Origin of the sequence: Photobacterium sp. GB-210, assembly GCF_003026075.1 — a bacterium.
Taxonomy (GTDB): domain Bacteria; phylum Pseudomonadota; class Gammaproteobacteria; order Enterobacterales; family Vibrionaceae; genus Photobacterium.
Map to the genome: position 1 here is coordinate 16,610 of NZ_PYNU01000015.1, position 22,306 is coordinate 38,915.

23 protein-coding genes are annotated in these 22,306 nt (G+C 39.1%); 16 read left to right on the forward strand and 7 right to left on the reverse strand.

Annotated elements, in window-relative coordinates; translation table 11 throughout:
* Positions 1–12: 12 nt before the first annotated feature.
* Together C9J38_RS15355 and C9J38_RS15360 are read right to left on the reverse strand one after the other, a co-directional pair.
* A complete protein-coding gene (locus C9J38_RS15355; RefSeq protein ID WP_107207846.1) occupies positions 13–999 on the reverse strand; it encodes a GTP-binding protein in 987 nt (328 codons plus the stop codon).
* Between the two features lie 182 nt (positions 1,000–1,181).
* Positions 1,182–1,718, reverse strand: coding sequence for a DUF4157 domain-containing protein (locus C9J38_RS15360; RefSeq protein WP_233217750.1), 537 nt, complete (start codon positions 1,716–1,718; stop codon positions 1,182–1,184).
* Between the two features lie 359 nt (positions 1,719–2,077).
* Here C9J38_RS15360 and C9J38_RS15365 point away from each other — a divergent pair, with 359 nt between their 5' ends.
* Positions 2,078–2,545 (forward strand): 2TM domain-containing protein, encoded by a 468-nt coding sequence (locus C9J38_RS15365; RefSeq protein WP_045148828.1) that lies wholly within the window; start codon positions 2,078–2,080, stop codon positions 2,543–2,545.
* A gap of 218 nt (positions 2,546–2,763) precedes the next feature.
* Positions 2,764–4,815 carry an FUSC family protein gene (locus C9J38_RS15370; protein ID WP_370444646.1) on the forward strand — a complete coding sequence of 684 codons (2,052 nt, stop codon included), beginning with the start codon at positions 2,764–2,766 and terminating at the stop codon, positions 4,813–4,815.
* 73 nt (positions 4,816–4,888) lie between these two features.
* Here the strand turns inward: C9J38_RS15370 and C9J38_RS15375 are convergent, their stop codons facing one another.
* Positions 4,889–5,437: a helix-turn-helix domain-containing protein gene (locus tag C9J38_RS15375; RefSeq protein ID WP_107207849.1), complete on the reverse strand. Its 549-nt coding sequence runs from the start codon at positions 5,435–5,437 to the stop codon at positions 4,889–4,891.
* Positions 5,438–5,563: 126 nt separating this feature from the next.
* Between C9J38_RS15375 and C9J38_RS15380 the strand changes: the two genes are divergently transcribed.
* From C9J38_RS15380 to C9J38_RS15405, 6 genes are all read left to right on the forward strand, one after another.
* Positions 5,564–6,745, forward strand: coding sequence for a benzoate/H(+) symporter BenE family transporter (locus C9J38_RS15380; protein WP_107207850.1), 1,182 nt, complete (start codon positions 5,564–5,566; stop codon positions 6,743–6,745).
* A 295-nt stretch (positions 6,746–7,040) separates the two neighbouring features.
* Positions 7,041–8,633 (forward strand): BCCT family transporter, encoded by a 1,593-nt coding sequence (locus C9J38_RS15385; RefSeq protein ID WP_107207851.1) that lies wholly within the window; start codon positions 7,041–7,043, stop codon positions 8,631–8,633.
* Between the two features lie 207 nt (positions 8,634–8,840).
* The gene (locus C9J38_RS15390; RefSeq protein ID WP_107207852.1) at positions 8,841–9,053 is read left to right on the forward strand and encodes a KTSC domain-containing protein; all 213 of its coding nucleotides are present in this window, start codon (positions 8,841–8,843) and stop codon (positions 9,051–9,053) included.
* 167 nt (positions 9,054–9,220) lie between these two features.
* Positions 9,221–10,213: a RelA/SpoT domain-containing protein gene (locus C9J38_RS15395; RefSeq protein WP_107207854.1), complete on the forward strand. Its 993-nt coding sequence runs from the start codon at positions 9,221–9,223 to the stop codon at positions 10,211–10,213.
* 122 nt (positions 10,214–10,335) lie between these two features.
* Entirely contained in the window at positions 10,336–10,755 is a 420-nt protein-coding gene (locus tag C9J38_RS15400; protein ID WP_107207935.1) for a PACE efflux transporter, read from the forward strand.
* Positions 10,756–10,994: 239 nt separating this feature from the next.
* Positions 10,995–11,354 (forward strand): DUF6559 family protein, encoded by a 360-nt coding sequence (locus C9J38_RS15405; RefSeq protein ID WP_107207855.1) that lies wholly within the window; start codon positions 10,995–10,997, stop codon positions 11,352–11,354.
* A gap of 184 nt (positions 11,355–11,538) precedes the next feature.
* On the opposite strand, the gene C9J38_RS15410 is transcribed toward C9J38_RS15405, so the two are convergent.
* Entirely contained in the window at positions 11,539–11,814 is a 276-nt protein-coding gene (locus tag C9J38_RS15410) for a hypothetical protein (protein ID WP_107207857.1), read from the reverse strand.
* Positions 11,815–12,227: 413 nt separating this feature from the next.
* Between C9J38_RS15410 and C9J38_RS15415 the strand changes: the two genes are divergently transcribed.
* A complete protein-coding gene (locus tag C9J38_RS15415) occupies positions 12,228–12,476 on the forward strand; it encodes a DUF3297 family protein (protein ID WP_045082022.1) in 249 nt (82 codons plus the stop codon).
* Between the two features lie 96 nt (positions 12,477–12,572).
* Here the strand turns inward: C9J38_RS15415 and C9J38_RS15420 are convergent, their stop codons facing one another.
* Both C9J38_RS15420 and C9J38_RS15425 read right to left on the reverse strand, forming a co-directional pair.
* The gene (locus C9J38_RS15420) at positions 12,573–13,184 is read right to left on the reverse strand and encodes a flavin reductase family protein (protein WP_107207858.1); all 612 of its coding nucleotides are present in this window, start codon (positions 13,182–13,184) and stop codon (positions 12,573–12,575) included.
* Positions 13,185–13,308: 124 nt separating this feature from the next.
* Positions 13,309–13,740, reverse strand: a complete 432-nt coding sequence (locus tag C9J38_RS15425) for a hypothetical protein (protein WP_105062138.1) — start codon at positions 13,738–13,740, stop codon at positions 13,309–13,311.
* A 394-nt stretch (positions 13,741–14,134) separates the two neighbouring features.
* Between C9J38_RS15425 and C9J38_RS15430 the strand changes: the two genes are divergently transcribed.
* The 7 genes from C9J38_RS15430 (at position 14,135) to C9J38_RS15460 (ending at position 21,295) form a co-directional block, all read left to right on the forward strand.
* On the forward strand, positions 14,135–16,225 hold the full coding sequence (locus C9J38_RS15430) for a TonB-dependent siderophore receptor (protein ID WP_107207860.1): 2,091 nt from the start codon (positions 14,135–14,137) through the stop codon (positions 16,223–16,225).
* A 155-nt stretch (positions 16,226–16,380) separates the two neighbouring features.
* The gene (locus C9J38_RS15435) at positions 16,381–17,154 is read left to right on the forward strand and encodes a DUF3450 domain-containing protein (RefSeq protein WP_199195424.1); all 774 of its coding nucleotides are present in this window, start codon (positions 16,381–16,383) and stop codon (positions 17,152–17,154) included.
* Entirely contained in the window at positions 17,154–18,521 is a 1,368-nt protein-coding gene (locus C9J38_RS15440) for a MotA/TolQ/ExbB proton channel family protein (protein ID WP_107207862.1), read from the forward strand. The genes C9J38_RS15435 and C9J38_RS15440 overlap by 1 nt, the downstream gene beginning before the upstream one ends.
* Entirely contained in the window at positions 18,521–19,054 is a 534-nt protein-coding gene (locus tag C9J38_RS15445; RefSeq protein ID WP_045082027.1) for a MotA/TolQ/ExbB proton channel family protein, read from the forward strand. Before C9J38_RS15440 ends, C9J38_RS15445 begins: the two co-directional genes overlap by 1 nt.
* Positions 19,051–19,455 (forward strand): biopolymer transporter ExbD, encoded by a 405-nt coding sequence (locus C9J38_RS15450; protein ID WP_005365390.1) that lies wholly within the window; start codon positions 19,051–19,053, stop codon positions 19,453–19,455. The genes C9J38_RS15445 and C9J38_RS15450 overlap by 4 nt, the downstream gene beginning before the upstream one ends.
* Positions 19,455–20,111 carry an energy transducer TonB gene (locus C9J38_RS15455; protein ID WP_107207864.1) on the forward strand — a complete coding sequence of 219 codons (657 nt, stop codon included), beginning with the start codon at positions 19,455–19,457 and terminating at the stop codon, positions 20,109–20,111. Before C9J38_RS15450 ends, C9J38_RS15455 begins: the two co-directional genes overlap by 1 nt.
* A complete protein-coding gene (locus C9J38_RS15460) occupies positions 20,111–21,295 on the forward strand; it encodes a CDC27 family protein (protein ID WP_107207937.1) in 1,185 nt (394 codons plus the stop codon). Before C9J38_RS15455 ends, C9J38_RS15460 begins: the two co-directional genes overlap by 1 nt.
* 105 nt (positions 21,296–21,400) lie before the next feature.
* Here C9J38_RS15460 and C9J38_RS15465 read toward each other — a convergent pair whose 3' ends face one another.
* Positions 21,401–22,210 (reverse strand): sulfite exporter TauE/SafE family protein, encoded by an 810-nt coding sequence (locus tag C9J38_RS15465; protein WP_107207865.1) that lies wholly within the window; start codon positions 22,208–22,210, stop codon positions 21,401–21,403.
* Between the last annotated feature and the right edge of the window lie 96 nt (positions 22,211–22,306).

Below are 22,306 nucleotides of genomic sequence, written 5' to 3' on the forward strand. Positions count from 1 at the left end.
GATGGTGTTTGCTTAAGGCAAAATAATAGAGCAAAGAATGTGTTCAAGCTCATCCCAAGGTAAAACTTCATTATCAATCACTTCAATGCGGGATTCAAAACCTTCGAGTGATAGTTCGTTAACCGATACCACTTGGTTGACAACATTAAAGGCAAAACAACCATTTTCAGTATTTACGACAGCCTTTACACGGTTCGCATTTAAGCTTGAGAATAGACTGAAAAGCTTTGAAAATTCAAAATGTTGATCAGCGGCAAAGAACCAACCACAACTGTGGAATCCTTGACCGTGGTTTTCTTTACGTATGAATTGCTGCCCTGGTAATAGCTCAATTTCTGGCTCTGGAGCAATATCGTGGTGGTGATCGTCGTGATGATGGTGATGGCTATGTTGTGCAGCACGATCAATACGTGGAATATCAAGCCACTCTAGTTCTAGTTTACCGAGTTCTACCTCACCGATTAAGGCTTTCTTTGGCTCTGCTTGTTCAATCGCTGATTGGAAAGTGAAAAGATCGTAGTCATCACATTGGTCGATCTTGTTAGCAACGACAACGTCGGCAAGAGCAAGCTGATCTTGGAAGTTTTCATTATTAGTATAGAAACTATCAGCAAAGTGACGAGGGTCAACAAGGGTGATGGTGGCACGTAAATCGACGTAATCTGCATACATGCCAGAAGTTAGCTTGTTGATCACTTCCTTTGGATGACCTAATCCTGTTGGCTCTAACAGTAAGCGATCAGGTTTTTGCGCCAGTAGGGCATTAATACCAACAGACATGGGTAATCCAGCAACACAGCACATGCAGCCACCAGGAACTTCTTTGATAATGGCGCCTTGTTGTTCGAGAATTGCGCCATCGACGCCAACATTGCCAAACTCATTGATAAGAATTGCCCATTTTTCATTTTCAGGTTTACGAGCAAGAAGAGAAAGAATCGCAGTTGTTTTACCAGCACCTAAAAAGCCAGTAATAATGTTGGTTGGAATACGTTTCATGTTGTGCTGATCTCTATACGTCTACATTCTGTAATTTGTTTATTCTACCGTATGTTACAGAGTAACGGTATCTCGCTGAATAAAGCAAAAATGTGGATGTGTTGAGTCATTAATTTGATAAAGATGAATAGGAAGCCTAATGGTTGGCTTCCTGATATTGTCTTTGATCGCGGGAGCTGAAACTAAATATAATTTTTCGCTTCACTGTATGCTTCGATCTCTAAAGGTGTGCTGTTGTAACCGTAGATATAAATTTGCATCAAGTACTGACGAATTTGCTCTTGTACACCGCGTTGCTCAAATTGACGAACATGAATCAGTTCATGGGCTAATAGCTCGCGATTATCTCGTTCTTTATTTTTTATCCAAATACCATATCCATAGGTGTATCCCGCCATGTTAGGGCCCGCATAACCGGATTTTTTGGCTAATTGTGCTAATGTTGGATCTGTAGGGAATGGAAGTGTGTTGCTGTAGTAAACATGCACTTTTTCTGGGTGTTTAATACCGATACGTTTGGCAATAGCTAATGCTTGCTCATTCAGTGGTTGACCTTTTTCTTGCGCGATTTTCTCTTGTTGTTTTACATATTCTGTCGCTGCGGGAAGAATAGCATTAATGCTCTCTGTTAATTTAGCAGGTGGGTTAGCGTAAATTTCATCTCTGTTAATACACCCTGAAATTAATAGTGTGAACATGAGGATACATGCCAATCTCATAACGATTCCTTGTTAAGTTTTCGACTTTCTTGTGTTAGTAGGCATCGTATATGAGTGCATACTTGAGTGTTCCACTTTTACATAATAATACGAGCTATTTCACGAAAGTTGGAAAGAGTGATGTAAGCAGAGTCTTTGGGAGTGAACTTGTTATTGAAGACTTTAAAATAGGTATTATTGATAACGGTTAGTTGCGTGTCAAAAACGTCAAATTAGCTGTGAAGAAAAATTATTTTATTTCATTGGTAATTTTAACTTGCTGATAAATAAAGGTTGTCGTGTTTATGTCAGGCTTGTGACGTGATGTTTTTGATAAGATATCGTTAGGCTTTGGCGGAAAGTAGCAAAAAGGATTTGTAATGATTATTCGAAAATTACGACTACAACGTGGTTGGTCTCAGGAGCAACTTTCTCAATTAAGTGGATTAAGTATTCGTACTATTCAACGTATTGAGCAAGGACAAAAAGCGGGGCTAGAATCACTCAAATCTTTAGCTGCTGTGTTTGAAATACAAGTATCAGACCTTCAAATGGAGCCGCCAATGAATAAAGAAATCAGTGTCACAGAAGACGAAAAAAAAGCGCTTGAATATGTAAAAAGTATTAAAGAGTTTTATTCACACTTAGTCACGTACCTTTTTGTGATAAGTGGATTGTTCGTGATTAACTATTTTACGAGTCCTGGTTATTGGTGGGCGGTATGGCCTGCATTGGGGTGGGGGATTGGTATTGTGAGCCATGCGCTTAGTGCGTTTGAAGTCCTTAATATCTTCGGTCCTGAGTGGGAAAAAAAGCAAGTCGAAAAACGCTTGGGTCGAAAGCTATAACCTTAACTGTAAGTTATTATCCCCGATAAAAATAACTACATAGAGTGGTTAAACCTAGAGCCCTATACTTTATAAAAACATAATAAAGGTAGGGCTATTTTTATATATAGCTATTGTTTTTTATGGTTGTAAATAGGTAAACAAGTCTACATATGCGATATCGTTTTAACGACATAATCATGATAGATTAATCAATCATGTAAGTGATATGTTCTGGTGTGTTAATGCTCTCTTCCGTCGTCCGTAATATCTGGTATACCCCCTCAGTTAACTTTGGTTTTCGTGCATTCAGTGCAATGTTATTGATTATTTTAGTTGGTCTAATTTCTGGACAAGTCAATTATGCAATGACGGCATTAATGACATTACCTGCCGCTTTAATTAGTGGGTTAGATATTGCAGGACCGAGACGTTGGGCGCGTTTTTTGATCTCATCAGTGGTGTGGATTAGTGCGTTGTTATTGTCTTATTTTATGCTTACTTGTGCTATTCCATTGTGGGTTATTTATGGGGTGTTATCGATATTAGCGGCAGGCTGTGCCCTTAATGGTCCGTTTTGGGGGCGGTTGGGTATCTCTAGTTTATTGATTACTGTTATGGCCTTGTCACTGCATAACTCAAAAGCTGACATGTATTCCTATTTGATGCTGGTTTTAGGTCCATTAGGTTTTGCTTTATTCAGTTGGGCTTGGTTTGCATTATGGAAACACTATGCGCTAAAAGTCGGTTTAATTGCTATTTACGATCAGCTTAATGCGTTTTTTAAACACCGAACCCAGTTTTTATTGGGTGAAGATATCGAGAAAAAAGCAATAGAAACCAAATATCAATTGATTGAATTGTTTGAGCAAGCCGTTCAATCAGAGTCATTTCTATTATCAAAAAACGATGTAAATTCTTTAAAACAAGAGTTATTTATTGCCGCTGACATTTTTGAAGGTTTGATAAGTTGCCATACCAGAAATAAAGATCTGATCAGTCAGTTTCAACATGATAAAGAGAAACGTAATCTGTTGTTGAAATGGAGTGAAAATTGTCAGCAGAGGTTATTGTGTAAAGCGAAAGCGCTTCAACATACACAAGTTATACTCCCTGCAGAATCGTGTATTGCCATTGCAGATCAATTAATAGAGGCAGTTCAAGCAGAGTTAAATCATCAAACACGGTTTCGTTACTGGGCGGCAAGTATTAAATACCTCTCTCGTCGTATTGAACTTGAACAACCAACGTTCGAAAGACAAATTGAAATTCAACCTTTTGAATTAGCTTGGCATTGGCCAAAGAAAAATAATCCAATATGGCGACATGTAGCGCGTTTCTCGATGATTTTCACCTTGGGTGCTTTTATTGCTGACTCATTTCATTTAGCGCATCCAGAGTGGGTATTTATTTCAATTATAATGGTTATCCAACCGAGTTTTTCATCGATCAGAAGTAAAATATGGCAAAGATGGCTTGGTACAGGCTCAGGTTTATTATTTGCGACTGGGTTGATTTTCCTTGGTATCTCTGATCTCCAAGTTTATATACTGTTAACCATACTACTGACAGTTGCGATGTTTAATATTCTTAAAAATTATGCACTTGCGGTTGGTTGTATTACAGCGATGTTGGTGTTGGTGTTCCAAGTTATCGCTAACAGTGGCATTGATATTGTTGTTCCTCGAATGATAGATAACCTTATTGGGTGCTCTTTAGTATTAGTGGGCTACAGCTTACTTTGGCCACAATGGAGAGGAAAAGAGATCCACGCTCAATCGATTAAAGCACTTCAAGCATCTAAAACCTTATTCTTAATGTGTTATGAGGAACTTCAATCTGAAAGTAATAAGATTGAGCCCACTCAATTTGGTAAACAACGTTTGGAGATGATGTCCAAAGAGCGGGGACTGGAGCTGATTTATAATGAGATGCAGAATGAGCCTCGTTTCACACGCCGTGATCCTCAATACTATGAAGAGATGCTCAGTCATTATCGTTTGCTGTCTCACTATCTATGCTTACTTATTCCTCTTGCGAGAAATGGAACCACAATACATAGTCTAACGGATTGGGAAGGGACGATTAATCGTGCAATGGACGCTTTGATTTCAAGCATTCAAGGTGAAAAAGTCATTGAGCTTCCCTATTTTGATGAAACAAATATACCAATGACTTCAGATAAACCGACTAATGAGCAAGCAGCCTATGAGTTGGTTTGGTTATCTTTAATGGCTGTAAAACAAATGCATGATCTCGTGCGTGATAAATACTTACAAGCTGCTAGTTAAGCTAATAATTGGGCAATGAAGTGTTTAGGAGAGAGTGAACAACTGTTTACTCTCTTTTTATATGAATATAAATCTAGTCTTCATGCATGACTGTTGAGTAAGAAACGATGTTATGAAATATAACGGTTTCTGTCACTGCGCGATAGTCATGAGGTTTATCTGCCTCAAATCGAATACTTTCACCTTTGGATAAATAGTGCCATTTATCATCAACATACACACCTAACTCTCCCTCAGTAACAACAGAATGCTCAATGGTTCCAACCTTGTGTGGTGACGAATGTTGGGTATGAAAGTGGGTTAGTGTGATTTCGAACATCTCAAATTTAACCGTAGGATCATAAGCGATTAACGTCTTCACATGCATATCGATATCGGCTGGAAAGATCCGTCCATCAGTATCATTTTGATCACTAAAAAAAGCAGTGAATGATGAATTCAAACCACTCGATATCTTCCACAAGGTTGCCACGGTTGGGCTAGATTCTTTACGCTCTATTTGTCCAAGCATGGCTTTGGATACACCCGTTAACTTTGATGTTGCATCTAGGCTAAGTTTTTGTTTCTCACGCAATGCTTTTAAATGTTTCGATATTCTGGCTTTAAAAATGTCTTCGTTCATCAATTTTCCTGTTGTGCGCTATAACGCACAATGATAAGGTTCCGTCTGTGCGCTATAACGTACAAATAAACCTATCTGTATCGTGCGCTATAACGCACATGATAGCATTGTTCTAAGGAGTAGAAAATGAACGATCTGAGATTTAATTTAAGTCATATTTCAGCTGGAACAATTGCTGTTTTAGTCGGTTACACCTCGTCTGTTATTTTAGTTATTCATGCCTTAACAGAAATGGGGTTAGCCCAGTGGCAGATTAATAGCTGGTTGTTTGCTTTGGGGTTAATTATGGGTATAACCACTATCGGCTATTCTTTTTATTTCAAAGTACCAGTATTAACAGCATGGTCTACTCCCGGTGCTGCTTTTTTGATCACAGCTGTGCAGGGGTACAGCGCGGCAGATGTCATTGGCGCATTTATTGTATGTGGTTTATTGACCTTTATTTCTGGGTTAATTCGTCCACTTGCTTTGGCGTTGCAACGTATCCCATCGCCAATAACTTCAGCGTTATTGTGTGGCGTCATATTGCCTATTTGTTTAAGTGGATTCACGCAAATAGACACTCATCCAATCATGTTTTTGGTGTTGTTTAGTGTGTATATAATCACGAAACGATTTATGGCTCGATATTCGATGTTGCTGACGTTACTTGCTTCTGTAGGCATTGCGCTGTATTCCAATACCTTAAATACCGCTGCAATCCATATGGCAATGCCAACATTTTATTGGTTAACGCCGAGTTTTCATTTTCAACCGATCATTAATATCGCTATTCCTTTATATCTAATAACTATGCTGTCACAAAATATTGCAGGTTTTGCTGTACTTCAAAATTTTCAATTTAAAGTACCCGTTCGCCCAGTATTTTTAGGAACAGGTTTAGTGAATATGATTGCTGCACCTTGTGGGATCTTCACGTTGAACCTTGCGGCAATAAGTGCCGCTATTTGTATGAATGACGATATTGATGGTAAACATAGTGATCGCTACAAAGCTGCTATCTGTGCTGGTGGATTTTATATGTTAGTGGGTATTTGGGCATCAATTGTGGTCGCTATTTTCGTATCTTTACCTGAGGGATTAGCCGATATTCTTGCTGGCTTTGCTTTATTAACTACCTTAATTAGCTGCTTGTTTAATGCATTTTCTGCCGATGAATACCGAGAGTCAGCGATACTTACTTTATTGATAGCTTTATCAGGTGTTCATTTGTTAGGGATCAGTGCGGCTATATGGGGAGTAGGTGTTGGCTTGTGCCATTTCAAGTTAATGCAGAGTAGAACCCCCGTATTCATTGCTGGGCGTTAAAGGGTGTATATCCACTTAACCTTAAATACAGCACAGTAAATCATTGCCTATTCAATAATTAATGGGCTGTAAACCACAGTGTTCTTGTTAACCGTCATCGTTATGATTTATTTGCACAATAAATACTTCGTGTAAAAAATAATAAGACACTGCTATTTGTCAGTTTTATGTAATTTATAACCCGTTTTTGCTGTTATTGTTTGTTGTTTATCCTCTCTGTTGTTATGGTTGCGGCGAAATATTGTTTAGTGCTCTAAATAAATATTATTAGGTTTACATAACAAGGTAGGATTTTTTGAATACTTCGACGGATAAAGTAAGTAGTAAATACAGTATAGAAACGACGGATTATCAAGTTGGACAAGATAATATTCAGCGCTGGGGTTTTGATATTCACAAACCGGTGTTTGGTATTAGTGCGATATTAATTTTGCTATTTATTGCTGTGATGTTAGTTGTCGATCCTGCGACAGCAAAAACTGCATTAAATAATACGCGAAACGGTATTATGGAGCAGTTTGATAGCTACTTTATGTGGGCTGTTAATACGTTCGCAGTTTTTTGTATATTCTTAATGCTTTCACCACTAGGTAAAATTCGTATCGGTGGTAAAGAGGCAAAGCCTGAGCATTCAACATTGTCATGGAGTTCAATGTTATTTGCAGCAGGTATTGCTAGCGGTATCATGTTTTTTGGCGTTGCAGAGCCAACGGCTTATTTCACTAACTGGTTTGGGACGCCTTTTAATGTAGAGGCTCTGACGCCGGAAGCTAAGCAACTAGCGATGGCGGGTAGTGTGTTCCACTGGGGGATCAGCGCTTGGTCTATTTACGCAGTAGCAGCATTAGCGTTAGCCTTTTTTACTTATAACAAGAACTTGCCGTTATCAATTCGATCTTTGTTGTTCCCTATTTTTGGTGATCGCGCATGGGGTTGGTTAGGCCATGCTGTTGATATTCTTGCTGTTGTTTCTACTTTATTTGGTTTAGTGACCTCTTTAGGATTAGGCGCGCAACAAGCGGCGAGTGGTATTAATTATGTTTTTGGTACTCACGGCGGCTTAGGGTTGCAGTTCGGTATTATTGCCTTTGTTACATCAATCGCGATTTTCTCTGTAATACGAGGCATTGATGGCGGGGTTAAACTTTTAAGTAATATCAATATTGTTATTGCGTTTGGGTTATTAGTTTTAGTAGCAATTTTGGGTTTTGATGTCGTTAAACATTCATTACCAGATACCTTTATGGCTTATGCGAAGAACTTTTTTGCACTAAGCAATCCTATTGGTCGTACTGATGATACATGGCGTCATGGTTGGACTATCTTCTATTGGGCATGGTGGATTTCATATGCGCCATTTGTGGGTATCTTTATCGCTCGAGTATCTAAAGGACGAACAGTAAGACAGTTTATTTTTGCCGTTCTCTGTATTCCAACATTAGTAACGATGACTTGGTTCTCTGTCTTCGGTGGTATTGCGGTAGAGCAAGTAGCGTCAAAAGTAGGAGAGTTGGGATTACATGGCCTACAAGATCTATCTCTTACTTTATTTTATGTATTTGATGCGATGTCAATGAGCCTGTTGTTATCTGTGATTTCGATTGTACTTATTTTAGTATTCTTTGTGACATCATCGGATTCCGCATCGCTAGTTATTGATAGTATAACCGCTGGTGGTAAATTAGATGCGCCAGTACCACAACGTATTTTCTGGGCAACGATTGAAGGTGTTATTGCTGCTATTTTATTATGGGTTGGTGGTGCTCAAGCATTAGAAGCATTGCAGTCTGGAGTGGTGATTACCGCGTTACCGTTTAGCTTTATTCTGGTAATAACGTGCGTGAGCTTATGGAAAGGATTGATGAGTGAGCGACACTTATATACTTAAGCTAGAAGTAAATTAAGCAATTATCCAAAAGTCGGCATTTGTCGGCTTTTTATTTTTCTAATCATAAAATTCATCAATAGTGCAGGGTGATCCATCACTGAATTTTAAAATAATTACTTTATTTAGCTTGTCGAGTACTGGCGAAAAGCCGAGCCTTTCTTCAAACTAAAGCCAGTAATAAAGTCGTGAATGAATGGAGTCACTATAATGATTAACTGGATTACTGTTGAGTCTAACGCAATTCGTAAAGTGGGTTATAGCGAAGCAAAAAATGAGCTTTATGTTGATATGGGACAGCGTCAACCTTATTGCGTCTTTTCTGAGGTTTCCAAATATGCTTTTTTTCATTTTGCAGCTGCAGAATCGGTAGAAGATCACTTCGAGAGCCATATTAAATCTGTTTATAGTCAAGTGTCATAGTTTAGTTGCTGTATATAGATGTTCAGTTATTTGCTTGTTTCTTAAGATTTCATTTTTCGAATAAAATACAGTTTGCTTAATAAGCTTGTCAGGCATATTTTAGGATAATAGAGCGTAATTATAATTAATAGAATTACGCTTATTCATCGTAAAGAGAGTAGGCAGTAATGAGCATTGCAGATTTAACCGAAGCATCTTTTTTAAGTGCAAACCGTATAAGCCAACAAGAATGGCAAGCCAGTTCGGTTGATTGGCCGACATTGCATCAAATTGGTCTTAATCATGAAGCCAATATTGAACAATTAAAAGAAACGGCTGAAATGTACGCGCGTATTATTCAGCGTTGTCAGTATGTACATTCCGTTCGCTGGCGGGTAAAAGATCCGCAGCATTTAATGGAAAAGATTGTTCGTAAAACCCAAGCAAATACTCCCACATTTAAACAAAAATATGTCGGTATTAACCCAACCAATTACGACCGTATTGTGACTGATTTAATAGGTGTACGTGCGCTGCATTTATTTAAAGAAGATTGTTTACCGGTTCATGATTATCTCTGCCAAGAATGGAAAAATGCTGAGCCACCAATTTATTACGTCCGTAATGGTGACGATAAGGTCTTTACTGAATTACCGAGTGATGTTGAAGTTAAGATTCATCCTGCGGGATATCGGTCATTACATTATGTCTTTGGTTCACAGCCGTTAAACCATACTGTTTTTACTGAAGTCCAGGTTAGAACAATTTTTGAGGAAGGTTGGACGGAAATAGATCATAAAATCCGTTACCCTAATTTTTCTCATAATGAACAAGTATGTGAATTTTTATTGATGTTTAATCGCTTAGCTGGATCGGCTGATGAGATGGGATCTTTTGTCAAACAACTGGTCAGTGAGCTAGAACAACACCAAAAATCAATTGATGAAATTACGCACAAAAGTGATGTAAACGCCCAAGAAGTAGCAGAGCTGTTTAAATTATTAGAGCAAAATGAATCAAAACAACAAGGCTCTCAAGAACTTATTGATAAGCTACGAGAACAAGTTGAACAGTTACAAACAGAGAAAAATACCTTACAGAAAGCGACAAAGCACCATGTCGTTAATAGGATAGATTTAATGGGTAAAGCGCAATGTAGGGCTGCTGATCTTATGAAATAATCGCATAACTATCCGTTTTTCGGATAGTATCTAGTTTGTTAGCCTTAGAATAATGCTTATAATTCATATATTCCTTTTAGGTATCTGTAAAATATAAAAAAGTTGTACTGAGGTTGTATATGATGAGAACACGTTTTGATCGTATTCGTCATGCTGTTTGTTTTGAAATTATTGGATTAGTGCTTTTAGTTGGTGTGTTGAGTCAATTTGGCTATGATTCTGATCATGTTGGAGCAGTTGGCATTGCGTTTTCATTTTTAGCTACAGGTTGGAACTACATTTATAATAACTGGTTTGATAAGTTAATGGTACGACGCTATAAAACTCTTAAGAAAACATCGTTGCAGCGTGTAGTACATAGTGTAGGTTTTGAAGCTGGATTATTAATTGTCACTATTCCTATTTTATCTTGGGTATTAAAGGTGTCGATTTGGGAAGCATTTATACTGGATATCGGTATGGTTCTTTTCTACTTAATCTATGCTTATGTTTATAACCTGATTTACGATAAGATTTTCCCTGTTCCTGAAGTGGTACATTAATTGGTGTTGCTACAAAAAAGCCCTCAAGTTTACTTGGGGGCTTTTTTATATTACTAACATCGATATTCTTACTGTTTAGCATCTAGCATTGTCCTTACGACAGGGTGCAGTGTTACGAATTGTAAGTTTTAGTTATTAATGACTAACTAGCCAACACAGGGTTTGACTTGATTTATTATGCTTGTAATGTATCTGGATATAGCGAATTATCCATATATAAGATTGCAAGTTGAGGGATCATGTTTCGATATATCCAACGCCGTAGAATAAAAAAAGTTATTAAGATCCTTTCGCCTATCTTATTAAAAGGTTACGGAAGCCGTGATTATTTCACGATTGGACAAGTAGAAGCCAATATAAAGTCACTTTGCAAACGTCAACAACAGATAGCATTCGCTTTGTTTGCTGATCCTAATGCGCTGGATTTAACAAATAATACTGAACTACACCAAATTCGTATCGATATATCTTACGATTTCTTTTTAGCCGATGAATATAACGCTCGTGATGTTCTCAACTTACTTGGTAAAGGTGGATGGAAAGGTGGTCGTATGGATGACGACATGTCGAACCGAATGGGAATGACTAGTCGTTACTAATAATGGTTCTGGTTTAAAAAGTGAGTAATAATTTGATCATAGTTGCTTATTTTACGGCGTATTTTCTTACCATAAATAAAGGGATGTTTGCGAGTTTTGTATCTAGTGGTTTTACATTCTCGCAGTCAGTTCAGAGCGGTGCTAAATTATCCCCGAGATTTAAGCTCTTCAACTAGCGTGTATTTTACTTATGCGGGACAGTGGTTTGCCAAAAGGTTATGCTCACTGGATTGGGGATTAACGTAAATGCGTAATAATAGTATGTTTTTGGATGCTCAAAATCTCTTATCGCATTTTGGATACTTGGATCAAACGCCAACGTTGCAAGTAATGTTGCCGTGGTATCGAAATGATTTTTAATTTCAGATTTCTTGATTTCTCGGATAGAAATTAATTGCTCGATAGCGCGATAATAAATAGCATCTTCGCTGATCTCTGGACTTTTCCATGCAATATACATACCAGAGATAATGACGGAGCATGCGCATAAGGTCGATAAGTATAGCGTGATCTTTTTAGCTATTTTTATATAGAAATCATTCCTTTGTAATATAAATCTTCCATTTATAAATATATTCTATATGCCGATAAGCATTTTTTATTATTATATGTAAGGCATTGCATTTGATGGAATGTTGTTGCGATAAAATTCAGATTAAATGAATGAGTATGCTTTTATTGCATCGGGATAGTGTGAATATTCACTTATATAAGAGTGTAATAAATAGTTAATATTTCTAAGATGTTAATAAAATTTAGGCGTTCTGGGTTGTGGGTAAGGCTTCAAAAAGAAATAGGTTCTTTATCTATTGAGCGTAAACGTTATATTCTCTACAATACCGACGTTTTTTATTAACGATAGAATTTTTGATCATGACAGATACTACATCACAACCAGCATTACCAGATCGTCTTTCAGGTAACCCTCGTAGCCCTCACCACGTGGCAGAGTGTTTCAACTATGACATCGGCATTCGTCTTAACGGCAAAGAGCGTTTTGATGTTGATGAGTACTGCATCAGCGAAGGTTGGGTGAAAATTCCTTCACCGAAGGCACTAGATCGCCGTGGTCAGCCAATCTTGATCACACTAAAAGGCACGGTAGAAGCATTCTACAAGTAATAAGTGCTGATTAATGAATCAATGAAAGCCTAGTTTTCGAACTAGGCTTTTTTTTGCGTATAATCTGAGAAAATAAATTCACAGTTGGAAGTCATGTTATTTCGGTCTTGCGACTGAAAAGGTCTTTTCCAATACTGCGTATTCACTGCCGCCTAAGCGTGATAACGGATTTACCTTTAATGCTTCAATTACTAAGCGCTTTTGCTCACAATCGATAACTTCGTCATCAATGTAGATCTGCTTAATTTCAGCGAAGATCAAGCTTTGTGGTGTTTCCCCAACCTCTTTCACTTCATATAGGTGACAACCAAAGGCAATAGGGCAATCTTTTAGCCTTGGTAGTTCAAAGCCATCAAAAGAAGTGAGCTCTAATTGGGTGTGTTCAACCTCAGATTCGCCATACTCTAAGGTAGCAGCGGTTTGAGTGACTTGTTCTGCTAAAGCAATAGTAGCGATATGTACCACCATCTTTTTATTGGCAATAACGTTACGCGTAGTGTCTTTGATTTCTCCGCTCGGTTTTTTACCCACAGAAAACATCAATAATGGTGGGTTACTAGCAACTGGGGTGAAATAAGAAAAAGGGGCAAGATTGTAGTTGTGCTCACCAGAATCTGTCAGAACCCATGCGATAGGACGAGGGATAATGGTTTGTGTCATTAAATGGTAGATATCAGTTGGAGATTGTGTGGATAGATCAAGGTACATGTGCAAATCCTTCGCGCTGAAAAGTTCTTATCTATTGTACTGCGAATGAAGGTTAACTCAATGTGATCAAGTTAGAATGAATAGACAATAAAAAGCCGACGGAGAAGTCGGCTTTTTACGAAAATTACGCTTTAATTACGTTTTTAAAATGCTTTTTCTTTGTAAATAAGAAATCAACATCAGGCGGGAAATCTTTGTTCGTTTTAGCGTGCTTCATCATATCAAATACTTTGAATTCAGCTAACACGGCAAATTGGTAAGGTTCGAAGCTTTCGCTGTTTGCCTGAAGTGTTGGATCGTAGTATTTACCATCTTTGAAAATAATCGCTTGGTCAACGATGGTGTCTTCATTACAACGATAGCCAAGTACGTAACGCTCACCTTTGCAATAAATCACATTCATATAGCTGTTGTAGAAGGTTTCATTTTCAGTTGCAGTGCAGGTTGCCAGCATTTCTGGATCCATTGCTTCTACTGTCACAAGACGGACTTTTTCAGCAATAAAATTGCGTTCATTGAGTTGTTGGTGAATAGCTTCAAGACTTAGTTGAGTCACATTAAATACCGCGAAATGAATAATGAATAAAAACGGGCAGATTATACGACTGTTAATGATAAATGTCTTCGTTAAAAACAGTATTGGGTACGGATTAATAACGACAACAGAAAAAGAGACGACGGCAAAGCGAACAAAATGCGGCTTTCAGCCCGAATAAATTTTCAAGAAATCTTTACGAATGCAAAGAATGTAAATTTAATGCAAATGGTAATGGTTATCACTTATATTCCTTTTCATCGTTTGGTAGGCACTTTATTACTTACCACATAGTAGCCATGATTTGCTCTTTATATTATTACAAACAATACCTATTCAGCAGTGATAGGTGCTGAGAGTAACTCTGATGTGGCTTCACTTTCAGGTTATATCTTTATTTTGGAGTTAAAGGAATATGTTTTCTAAAAGCCAGCTGACGTTGTTAATTGGTGCGGTACTTTCTGCCCCTGTTGCTTATGCAGAATCAACAGAAGTTGATGAGCACATGGTCGTAACAGGTCGTGATTACGGTTATAAAGCCGATACCAACTCTACAGCGATGCGTATGGAGATGACTCAGCTAGAGACGCCAGGACAAGTTGCAGTAATTGATGAACAACTTATCGATGAACAGCGTGCGAGCACGCTAGGTGAGGTGTTACAGAACGATGCAAGTATTTCAGCTGGTGGAACAGGCCGTAACCGTGAACGTTTCTCTCTACGTGGTTTTGAACTTGGTAGCAGTAGCGGTTTCTTGCGTGATGGTCACCAACATTGGTCTCACTACCGTCAACCTGTTGAGCTTTTAGAGCGTGTTGAAGTAATGAAAGGGCCTGCAGGTCTTCTTTACGGTAAATCTGCACCTGGTGGTTTAGTCAACATGGTTGCTAAGAAACCAACTCACGAAACACAAGTTAACTTTAGCCAAGATGTTGGTTCAAATAATCATACACGTAGTGTGTTAGATGTGAGTGGGTCACTCAATCAAGACGAATCACTTCGTGCTCGCGCTGTTGTTGCAAAAGAAGATTATGATTCAAGGCGTAAGTATGGTGATGGTTCAACACCTTCAACCGATCGCTTTGTTGGTGGTCTATTTGTTGATTACGACATAAATGAAGATGTGACATTGTCACTACACTACGATCGCACTAACGATAAAGGAAGTGTAGATTCTGGAGCTTACATTGTTGATGGTAAGCCAGTATTGGGGCGTGACCATGTGTGGGATGCACAGTGGTCAAAAATTAATAATGAAGTAGAAAACTATGGTTTTGATGTTAAAGCGCAACTAACAGATGTTTGGGCATTAAATACAGGTTTTAATTACCAAGACTTTACACGTCACGATGTGGAAAGTTACCCGAACTTTGCAAACTTTGAAGAGTCAGGTTTAGTAAAGCAAGGTGGCAATGATCGCCACGATCATTGGGTATTTAAAACCGCTTACGCTGATTTCGTCGGTGAATTTGATGCACTTGGCATGCAACACCAGTTACTCGTTGGTTCTAACTGGTTAGGCTACAGCTACGATCGTTTCCAACGTTCATTTAATTCTGTAGAAGTAGCACCAAACCAATCTACACCAGTACCTAGTTACAAATCGGGTAAGCCAAAAGAATCTCACTCTTCTTATAATGCTTGGGGTTTCTACGCACAAGATATGGTAACGATTAACGATTACTGGCAAGTACTTGCTGGTGTTCGTTTTGATCGTCAAACACAAGAAGGTAAAGCGGCGGAAGAAGCAGTATCACCTAAAGTGGCTGCGATTTTCCATCCAGCAGAAAACGGTTCAATTTACTTAGCTTACTCTGAAAGCTTTGAACCGCAAGGTACGGTAACATCAGGCTCTACGAACTATGTGAATGATGGTGAACAACTTGATCCGCTTCGTGGTAAGCAATATGAGCTAGGTACTAAGTGGGAACTACTAGATAATCGTCTGTTTGTATCGGGTGCAGTATTTAACATTACGCAAGAGAACTCGACGATTGATGTTCAAGTAGGTAAAGACCTGTACGAGAAAACTCAAGCGGGTGAGCGTGTTCACAACGGTGCAGAACTTGCGCTGCAGGGTAACGTGACAGATAAGTTAAGCATGAGCGCGTCAGCAATGTACCTTGATGCGGAATACACCAAAGATCAGAAGTACCAAGGTAATCGTCCTGTTGACGTACCAGAATTCGCTGCAAGTGTTTGGTCTACGTACAAGGTAACACCGGCAACCGATGTTAACCTTGGTGTTATTTACGAAGGTTCACGTTTTGGTGATGCTGCGAATACCTTTAAGAAAGACGGCTATACACGTGTTGATTTAGGTATGGCTCACACGTACAAGTACGATGATAATTTAGATATCATTGGTCGTATTAATGTAGAAAACGTATTTGATACTGATTACATGGCTGGTGGCGGTTCAACAAGCAAAGATTATGTTGGCGCAACGGGTGTAACACTTGGTGAAGGTCGTAACTTTATGGCTACGCTTGAGTTTAAATACTAATTTGTAAATATTGTAACTAAGGGGGAGCCATTGCTTCCCCTTGTTGCGATTAAATGCTATTTCACTATTTTTGGTCGTTGTACGATTTAACTTTTTATTATTACTTCACTTTTTTATTTTTTGCGATTCAAGATTACTCATTATTAAGTTTGATTATGAATTTTATTAAAACCAGTTTAGCGGTTGTGATTTTAAGCATCACAACTGGGGTACAGGCATCGAGCCTTGATACAGCACGTTCTATTGAAAACAAAACCAATACGGCTTCAGCATTAAGCCAAGATAAGATTGATCGTAATGCTGATTCGGCTATCGCGATGAAAGCACAAATCGAGCAATTACAAGAAGAGCTTAAAAACCTGACGGTCTATCACGATCACCTTGCGCGTATGGTTGATAATCAAACCCAAGAAATGGCCTCTATTCATGAACAAATAGAGAACATTAAAGAGACGCGCCAAGGTGTTGTACCTTTGATGTACCAAATGATTGATGGTTTATCGACTGTTGTTGAGCAAGATAAGCCTATCAAACATGAACAGCGTTTAGCGCGTATTGAAAAGTTGCAAACGATGATGTCGCAAGCCGATATTAGCGATGCAGAAAAATTCCGTCGTATTCTAGAAGCCTATCAGATTGAAATGGATTACGGCACGAAATTGGGTACGTACCAAGATAAAATTACGTTAGAAGACGGTAAAACAATCGAGGCTGATTTACTGTATCTCGGTCGTATTGCATTTGTCGCTCGTAGCTTAAACGGTAGTCATTACTGGAGTTGGAACAGTAACAAACAGCAGTGGCAGGCACTTGATACAAGTGAAGCTGCAAATATTGATAAAGCGTTTGCAATGGCGAATAAGCAAATTGCACCAAGCCTATTACGTTTACCTATCTCAGCGCCCCTTGCTAACGTGGAGAGCAAATAATGAAATTAAAAGCGTTAGCTATTGCACTCTGTATGGCATCGGTTCCGTTCACAGTATCTGCTGAATCGGTTGTACAGCAAGCGAAACAAGAAAATGTCTCTCAACAGCAACATAATGTGCAACGTGAAGCTGAATTTAGTCAAGAAGCACAGAAAATTCGTCAACAACGTGATGCATTATTAGCGCAACGTAATGCGTTAAAAAAACAAACAGAATTACTGAGCCAAAGTTTTAGTACCAATGAAGCAGAACTTGCGAAATTAGAACAGCAACTTCAATTAGATTCTGGCAGCCTTGGTGAGTTATTTGGTGTCGTTCGCCAAACAGCAAAAGAACTAAAAGCCGAGCAAAGTTACGCTGTCACTGGTGTTGATGTGACGAAATATATCCCAGTTGTTGACCAAATCGTTGATGCGAAAGCACTGCCGTCTATGCCACAATTAAAAGGTTTGTGGCAAGCAATGGAATCACAAATCGTTGCAAGCGGTGAGTTGGCAAAGGTGAACGTACCATTTATTAATGGTGATGGTGAGCAAACCACAGAAAAAGCATTGCGTTTAGGTGCATTAGGCCTAGTAGCTGAACAGGGTTATTTAAAGTGGGATGGCCCTCGCCATCTTGCAACGGCTTATCAACAACAACCTGAAAATGGCCCACAACTTTCAGATTTAGCTGCAATAGCGGCGGCAGGTAGTGAAAGTATTGCTCTTGATCCTTCTCGTGGTGTGATATTAGAGCAATTAGCCAATGCACCTACGCTGGAAGATCGTTTAACAGCAGGTGGTGTGGTCGGTAAAATTATTCTACTTCTATTAGCTATTGGTGCGGGTATTGCCATTTTCCGTGGCGTTAAATTAGCGATTATTAATCGTCAAATTAAGCAACAATTAAAAAATCCAACTCAAGCTGGAAATAACCCACTGGGTCGTATTCTTGCTGTGTATAACAAAGAGCAAAATCGTAGCGTAGAAGCGTTAGAATTACGTTTACTTGAAGCGATTGTTGATGAGCAGCAAGGATTAGAAAAAGGCTTATCGATGCTTAAACTGTTTGCGGCTTTAGCGCCAATGTTAGGCTTACTGGGTACGGTGACGGGGATGATTGAAACCTTCCAAGTTATCACGCAGTTTGGTAATGGTGATCCTAAAGTGATGGCGGGTGGTATTTCAATGGCATTGGTAACGACCGTTCTAGGTTTGATTGCCGCGATGCCTTTATTGCTGGCTCATAATGTACTAAGTACACAAGCTGAAAATATTCGATTGATCCTTGAAAAACAAGGGATCAGCTTAGTTGCTCAGCAAGCTGAAAAAAACGAATCTTCTCAGACATCTAACCGTAACGTATTAGCAGAACAGGCAGCATAATGGACTTCAGCGTATTACATGGCTGGTGGTTTTCGCTTTCTCATTTTATGGCGCAAGGTGGCGCCATATTATGGTGGCTTGCTGCGGTTGTTGCGCTATGTTGGCTTTTGGTTATTGAACGCGTGATTTATTTATTCTTCTATTTTCCAAAGCAAAAAGAGCAGTGGTTAACTAGCTGGATGGCTCGTAAAGATCATTCCTCTTGGCATGCATGTGCAATTCGTGATGGCTGGCTTAATGAAGCAAAAATTGCCCTTAATCAGAATTTAAATTTTATCAAAGTATTAGTCGCAATCTGCCCCATGCTAGGTTTACTTGGCACAGTGACGGGGATGATTTCTGTCTTTGATGTAATGGCGACGCAAGGTAGTAGTCAACCTCGTTTAATGGCATCCGGCATTTCTTTAGCAACCTTGCCAACAATGGCAGGGATGGTTGCGGCTTTAGCGGGTATGTTTGTTCACGCACGTTTATCTAAAGCTTGTCAGATGCGTGAGTTTAAATTAGAAAAATTATTAAGGAGTCAGCAATGAGACTCAGCCGCCGTTCTTCAAATCGAGAAGATGCACAAATTGATTTAACATCAATGCTCGATATCGTATTTATTATGCTGATTTTCTTTATTGTAACGAGTTCGTTTGTACGGGAATCAGGCGTAGAAGTTAACCGCCCTCAAGCAAGCCACGTGGTAAGCCAAAAAGACGCAGGGATCTTTGTTGCAATTACTTCAGCAAATGACGTTTATATTGATAAACGTGTTGTTGATGTAGAACGTGTTCAAGCAACATTAGAACATATGCTTACAGAGCAACCTGATGCTTCTTTAGTGATCCAAGCGGATGAGCATGCCTATAACGGCACTGTGGTTAAAGTGATGGATGCAGCAAAAGGAGCTGGGATCAAAAATATCGCATTGGCGGCGGAGAAAAATTAATGATCCGTCTTTTAATGGCTTTTCCATTAGCTATTGCTGTAGCGTTAGGACTTTTTACTTTTATGGCATGGATGGTAGATAACGGTAATCATCAAAAGCCTGATAATAAAGAAGTGCTAGCGTTCAACATGGTAATGATGGAACCAGAGCAAGCACCTCAACGGCGACAGCGTGCGGTACCACCACCACCTGAAACACCAGAGCCACCGCCAGAAGCAAAGCCGGTATCATCAAGAACAGCCACCGCAAGTGTTCAACCTGTTGCGTCTACGACAAGCTTAGGGTTGGATACAGCGGTTACAGGCTTATCGATCAAGATGCCGAAATTTAGTGATTTTAGCAGTGCATCGAATGCGGTAGGTGCGCCGACTATCGGTCAGAGTCAGCAAGCTATGCCATTGTATCGTGTTGAGCCAAGGTATCCGCCCCGCGCGCTAAAACAAGGTAAAGAAGGTTACGTTATACTGAAATTCACGATTGATCCTCAAGGCAGACCAATCGATATTGCAGTGCTTGAAGCAAAACCTAATCGTTTATTTAATAAAGAAGCGATACGTGCATTGCGTAAATGGAAGTACCAACCACAAGTGCAAAATGGCAGTGCTGTATCACAGCCAGGTCAGACGGTACGTTTAGAATTTAAGTTGAATAAATGATGAAAAGATTAGCATTTATTATCGCTTTAACCGCCGCAGCGAGTTTGCCTTTATCATCCGCTTACGCGGGAGGTAAATTGTCGCAGTCGATTGCCGTTAAGGTTCAAAAAGCGAATAACTTACAGCTTGATGATAAGGTTAATCAGGCGATTGATTTACTTGTCTCTTTAAAGCCGATAGAGCCTTATGACAAAGCATTTGTTCAGCGTATGTTGGGCGTGTTTTATTGGCAGCAGGGCAATCCATCAAAAGCGATAAGCAATTTATCTAAAGCAGTTAAGAGTGGCTTATTACAAGATGATCAAGCATGGGTTACTCAGCGTATGCTGGCTGATATTTTACTTTCTGAGCAAAAATACAGCCAAGCACTACCACATTACTATCAGCTAACAAAGCATATTCCAAAATCACAAAAGGGCGATGAACTATGGCTGCGTATTGCCCAATCACATTATCAATTGAGCCAGTGGTCAAAAGTCCTTTCTGCGATGAAATACTACGATGGCTATAATCGTAAAGATGAAATATCGCCGTTGTCGATTAAGTTGGGTGCTCAGTTGCAACTAAAGCATTGGAATGGTGCAACTTCGACATTAAATCGTTTGATTGCGATAGAGCCAAATAAGCTCAATTGGTGGCAGCAATTAGCCAATATACAATTGCGAGCAGGGAAACCTGCAGATGCATTGAGCACATTAAAATTAGCAAAATATCAAGGTGTTAAGTTAACGCAGCAAGATTTACATCGCTTAGCGCAACTGTATGCTCAGCGTGGTATTCCTGAACGTGCTGCTAAACAAATAGCAGAGCTTGAAGGCGCAACAACTAATACAAGGTTGCTCGTTGAACAAGCTAACTATTGGCAGATGGCAAGAGAGTGGCAAAGTGCTATCAATATTTGGGAAAAAGCAGCCCAGCGTAATAACCGTTATCGTTGGCAACTTGCACAATTGTTGTTGCAGGAAGGGCAATATCAAAAAGCGTTAACTGAGCTTAATAAGGTTAAGCGTAAAGATAAACAGTCTGATGTTGAGTTGGCGAAAGTCCGTGCGTATTACAAGCTAAATAACTTTGATAAAGCGATTATTCATGCCAAACAGGCAAATAATATAAAGCCTTCATCGGCAGCATCGAGCTGGATAAAATATTTATCACAAATGCGTGAAATGGAACAAGCTAGCTAAATATTGTCTTAGCATTTCACCCTGAGCGAATAAAAAAATGAGTGTGTTAACTTAATAATCACTAAGTTAACCACTCATTTTTTTATTCTAGTGCACATGCTTGGTTTAACTAATCACCATATTTGTCGCCATTGCTAGTAATAATGCTGAGAAGATTTTTTTAATGATTGGCACAGGTAAATAGTTTGTTGCCTTAGCGCCTAGCGGAGCGGTAAACCAAGAAGTACAAACAATACCAAATAATGCGGGTAGATAAACAAAACCGGCAAAGCCATCAGTAAGAGAAAGATAGCTAATGCCTGAGCTGACATAGCCGATAGAGCCAAAGAGTGCGATAACAATGCCACAAGCAGAAGCACAACCGATAGCTTTCTTCATATCGAGAGAGAAGAAGGTTAACAAAGGCACTAACAGTGCGCCGCCACCAATACCAATCATGGCCGACAATCCGCCGGTAATTATTGTTAAAAAGGTAAGAACAAAATTATTGGGCATGTTACGTGTTGTTGCTGTCTCTTTTTTTGTACTGCTATAAAACATCTTCAGTGCAATGAGTGCCACACTTACCGCAAATACAATACGAACAACATTACTCGGTAATAGAGCCGCTAAAAACCCACTGATAAGTGCACCTAAGGCAACACCTGTCATTATCCATGGTGCTAGGTTCCATGGCACATTGCCATTTTTGTGGTGAGCGATGGCAGAAGACGTTGAAGTGAATAATATGGATGCTAAGGAAGTAGCAATAGCGACGATAACCACTTGTTCAGGCGGTAAAATGGCGAAATGAAGCAAGATAATACTTAGAATGGGTACTATAACAAGTCCTCCTCCTATACCTAATAATCCTGCCAAAAATCCAACACCACTGCCAAGTAAAGCGCAGTATATTATTAACAATAATTCATTCATTTCTTTGTCTTCTTATATGTGGTTAGCGGTTAACGCATTGAATAAGCATAGATATCCTTTCTATGTGATGAGAACTATAACTTACAAATTTGTAAC